Origin of the sequence: Pelosinus baikalensis (assembly GCF_020819555.1) — a bacterium.
GTDB lineage: Bacteria > Bacillota > Negativicutes > DSM-13327 > DSM-13327 > Pelosinus > Pelosinus baikalensis.
On record NZ_JAJHJB010000091.1, the window covers coordinates 1 to 4594 of the forward strand.

The window sequence follows — 4594 nt, forward strand, 5'->3', positions numbered from 1 at the left end:
TATTGTGCTAAAACTAGCTGTGGCAATTTGCAAAATACCGATTTAGGCAGCTAAATTATTGTGCAAATTTTGCAGATTAGATTGGATATCAGGCTGATTTAATTTGCAAAATGCTGGCTGGTTTAATGTGCAAAATAACAGGGAGCTCTTCATTTCACTGTCTAAATTCGAGGGTTATTCACATTACTTGCAGTCTTCTAATTCAATGGGACGGGTGGAACTAGTATCGAGTAGATTGGCTTGTTTTGCTTCACCAAAACTCCTGTTGTTACATATATTATTATGGATATAACTATGAATTCTCTTTACATACATCATAGTTAGGATTTTAAGGATTAATAGAGACAAGGAGCTGAAAGAGTATGGCTGGGACGCGGAGAAGATATGATCTGGAGAAATTGATATCTGAGAGTAACATACCGGTACTACAGCAGTTACCCGATGATATCAATGTGAATCAACTAAAATGGGGGTTACGGAGCAAGTTAGAAAGCCTAAATGCAATAACGGAAGGTCAAGAAATAGCTAGTGTAGATAATTACCCAATGATTAAGGAGCAAATACAGCGTCTGGAAAGTTTACTTGATCAAGAAATATTATCACTTAAGAATGAAATGTTAAAAATTTACCAGTTGCAGGCGGGTCAGAAAAGTGAGTGGAGTATGAAAGAGGTTGAGCAACAAAAGAAGCAGGAGGAACGCGAAGTCCAATTAACCGAAGAACTGCAGAATAAGTGGCAGGGCGTTTTAGAAAAAATAAATGATGTTCCTCAGACTATAGAGGAACAACTACAGCTGCAGCAAAGCGTATTTCAAGAGATCTCTGGGATTATATCCGAATTGGCTGCTTTGCGGCAAGATAAGGAACAGCGGGAAAAGAAGCAGGAAGAACGCGAATCGCAGTTAACGAAAGAATTACAGGATAAATGGCAGGAAGTCTTAGGGAAAATAGATGCTTTCCCTCAAGGGATAGAGGAACAGCTGCAGCAAAGCCTATTTATGCAAGAGATCTCTACGATTATATCTGAGTTGGTCGTTTTGCAGCAAGATAAGGAACAGGGGGAAAAAGAACAAATAGCAGGAAAGAATATGGAATGGAGTGTTGTGGAAGAGATACGCCATTTAATGGGTGAAATGAAAGCCCATATGTTAGAAGAGAGCGAGCGGCAGAAGAAGCAGGAAGAACGTGAAGCACAGTTAACGAAAGAATTGCAGAATAAGTGGCAGGACGTGTTAGGAAAAATAGACGCATTCCCTCAGGGGATAGAGGAACAACTACAACAGCAAAGCGTATTTATGCAGGAAATTTCAAGAATTATATCTGAATTGACCGTCTTGCAGCAAGATAAAGAACAAGGAGAAAGAGAACAAACAGCAGGAAATAATGCAGAATGGAATGTTGCGGAAGAGATACGCCATTTAATGGACGAAATGGGATTTTATATGTTAGAAGAGGCTGAGCGGCAGAAGAAGCAGGAAGAACGCGAAGTGCAATTAACGAAAGAACTGCAGGATAAGTGGCAGGACGTATTAGGAAAAATAGACGCTTTTCCTCAGGGGATAGAGGAACAACTACAACAGCAAAGCGTATTTATGCAGGAAATTTCAAGAATTATATCTGAATTGACCGTCTTGCAGCAAGATAAAGAACAAGGAGAAAGAGAACAAACAGCAGGAAATAATGCAGAATGGAATGTTGCGGAAGAGATACGCCATTTAATAGACGAAATGGAATTTTATATGTTAGAAGAGGCTGAGCGGCAGAAGAAGCAGGAAGAACGCGAAGTGCAATTAACGAAAGAACTGCAGGATAAGTGGCAGGACGTATTAGGAAAAATAGACGCTTTTCCTCAGGGGATAGAAGAACAGCTACAGCTGCAGCAAAGCATATTTATGCAGGAAGTTTCTAGGATTATATCTGAATTAGCCGTTTTGCGTCAAGATAAGGAACAGCGGGAAAGAGAACAAACAGTGACAGGTAATACGGGATGGAATGCTGCGGAAGAGGTACGCCATTTAATAGACGAAATGGGAGTACATATGTTAGAAGAGGCTGAGCGGCAGAAAAAGCAACAAGAACGTGAAGAACAGTTAACGAAAGAATTGCAGAATAAGTGGCAGGACGTGTTAGGAAAAATAGACGGTTTCCCTCAGGGGATAGAGGAACAGCTACTGCAGCAAAGCGTATTTATGCAGGAAATTTCAAGAATTATATCTGAATTGACCGTCTTGCGGCAAGATAAAGAACAAGGAGAAAGAGAAAAAACAGCAGGAAAAAATGCAGAATGGAATGTTGTGGAAGAGATACGCCATTTAATGGACGAAATGGAATTTTATATGTTAGAAGAGGCTGAACGGCAGAAGAAGCAGGAAGAACGCGAAGCGCAATTAACGAAAGAACTGCAGGATAAGTGGCAGGACGTATTAGGAAAAATAGACGCTTTTCCTCAGGGGATAGAAGAACAGCTACAGCTGCAGCAAAGCGAATTTATGCAGGAGGTTTCAGGTAAAATAGATGCTTTCCCTTTGGCTATAGAGGAACAGCTACAGCAACAGCAAAGCGAATTTATGCAGGAAGTTTCAGGAAAAATAGATGCTTTCCCTCAGGCTATAGAGGAACAGCTACAGCAACAGCATAGTGAATTTATGCAGGAGGTTTCAGGTAAAATAGATGCTTTCCCTTTGGCTATAGAGGAACAGCTACAGCAACAGCAAAGCGAATTTATGCAGGAAGTTTCAGGAAAAATAGATGCTTTCCCTCAGGCTATAGAGGAACAGCTACAGCAACAGCATAGTGAATTTATGCAGGAGGTTTCAGGTAAAATAGATGCTTTCCCTTTGGCTATAGAGGAACAGCTACAGCAACAGCATAGTGAATTTATGCAGGACGTGTTAGGAAAACTAGACGCATTCCCTCAGGGGATAGAAGAACGGTTACAACTGCAGCAAAGCGTATTTATGCAGGAGGTTTCAGGTAAAATAGATGCTTTCCCTTTGGCTATAGAGGAACAGCTACAGCAACAGCATAGTGAATTTATGCAGGACGTGTTAGGAAAACTAGACGCATTCCCTCAGGGGATAGAAGAACGGTTACAACTGCAGCAAAGCGTATTTATGCAGGAGGTTTCAGGGAAAATAGATACATTCCCTCAGGCTATAGAGGAACAGCTACAGCAACAGCAAAGTTTAATTATGCAGGAAGTTTCTAGGATTATATCTGAATTGGCCGTTTTGCAGCAAGATAAGGAACAGCGGGAAAAAGAACAAACAGTGACAGGTAATATGGGATGGAATGTTGCGGAAGAGATACGTCATTTAATGGACGAAATGAAAGCCCATATGTTCGAAGAGGGCGAGCACGTGAAGCAGGAAGAACGCGAAGCGCAATTAACGAAAGAACTGCAGGATAAGTGGCAGGACGTGTTAGGAAAACTAGACGCATTCCCTCAGGGAATAGAGGAACAACTACAGCTACAGCAAAGCATATTTATGCAAGAAATTTCTAAAATTATATCTGAATTGACCGTTCTGCAGCAAGATAAGGAACGGTGGGAAAGAGAAGAAAGGGTAGGAGATAATATGGAATGGAATGTCGAGGAAGAGGTACGCCATTTAAAGGACGAAATGGGAGCTATCCGGCATATGTTAGAAGAAGTAGCTGAATATTCTAGAAGACTAACAGAAATATCACAGCAGAAAGACCTAATTAGTGGAGAAATATCCCTACTTAAAGCTGAGTTGATAGCTCTCCGCAAAGCGCAGGAACAGGCAAATGAGCCAATAGAGCAGCAGCACAGTATTGAGGAATCGGTGGTTTGCGTTCAAATGATAAAAGCGCAATTGCAGCAGCAGGGAAATATGCTTAATCACGAAATATTGTCTTTAAAAGAGGAATTGGCATTTATCAGAGAATTGTACGAAAATAGACTAAAACGAAAAAAACGGCGTCATTGAGATCTAATATAACGAAAATCCTGAAAGTTTTATTTATTTAAAATAACTTCCAGGATCTTTCTTTATGATGTACTTTCAGTAGAAAAGTGCATAGTATAAAGTGAGACTTGATTCAGGTGGAGTTTTAACTCCATCTGAATCTTAGCCGAACTTATCTTTAGGACTTAGGCGCTCTTCCACTTTAGAAGATGGGAGTCTTAGAGCGCCTTGGTCATCAGATAAAAATGAACAACAGCAGACTCGCAGTGCTAGGTTGGCGGACCCAAATATTGTTAGAAATATTGGTGAAAGTGGTGCGAAAATATAATACAAATAAAGCCGCATATCGAGCACCAGGTAGTATGTCCGGAGTGCGATAATCCCGTTGACCCCTTTAAAGTATTATGGCAGGGAATACATATTGCGCTGTTTGTAAGTGCTCTTCTTGCCAAACGCCGTTTATTGAAGATTTTCGGGTGAGTCATGCTATGACCGCTCCTTTTAAAATAAACCTAGCCAATGTGTTATTTTGCACATTAAACCAGCCAGCATTTTGCAAATTAAATCATCCTGATATCCAATCTAATCTGCAAAATTTGCACAATATTTTAGCTGCCTAAATCGGTATTTTGCAAATTGCCACAGCTAGTTTTAGCACAATA

The 4594-nt window shown here is 40.5% G+C and carries 1 protein-coding gene; it reads left to right on the forward strand.

The features are described from left to right. The first annotated feature begins 362 nt into the window (after window positions 1–362). Window positions 363–3953: a hypothetical protein gene (locus tag LMF89_RS25015; protein ID WP_229537526.1), complete on the forward strand. Its 3591-nt coding sequence runs from the start codon at window positions 363–365 to the stop codon at window positions 3951–3953. Window positions 3954–4594 lie beyond the last annotated feature (641 nt).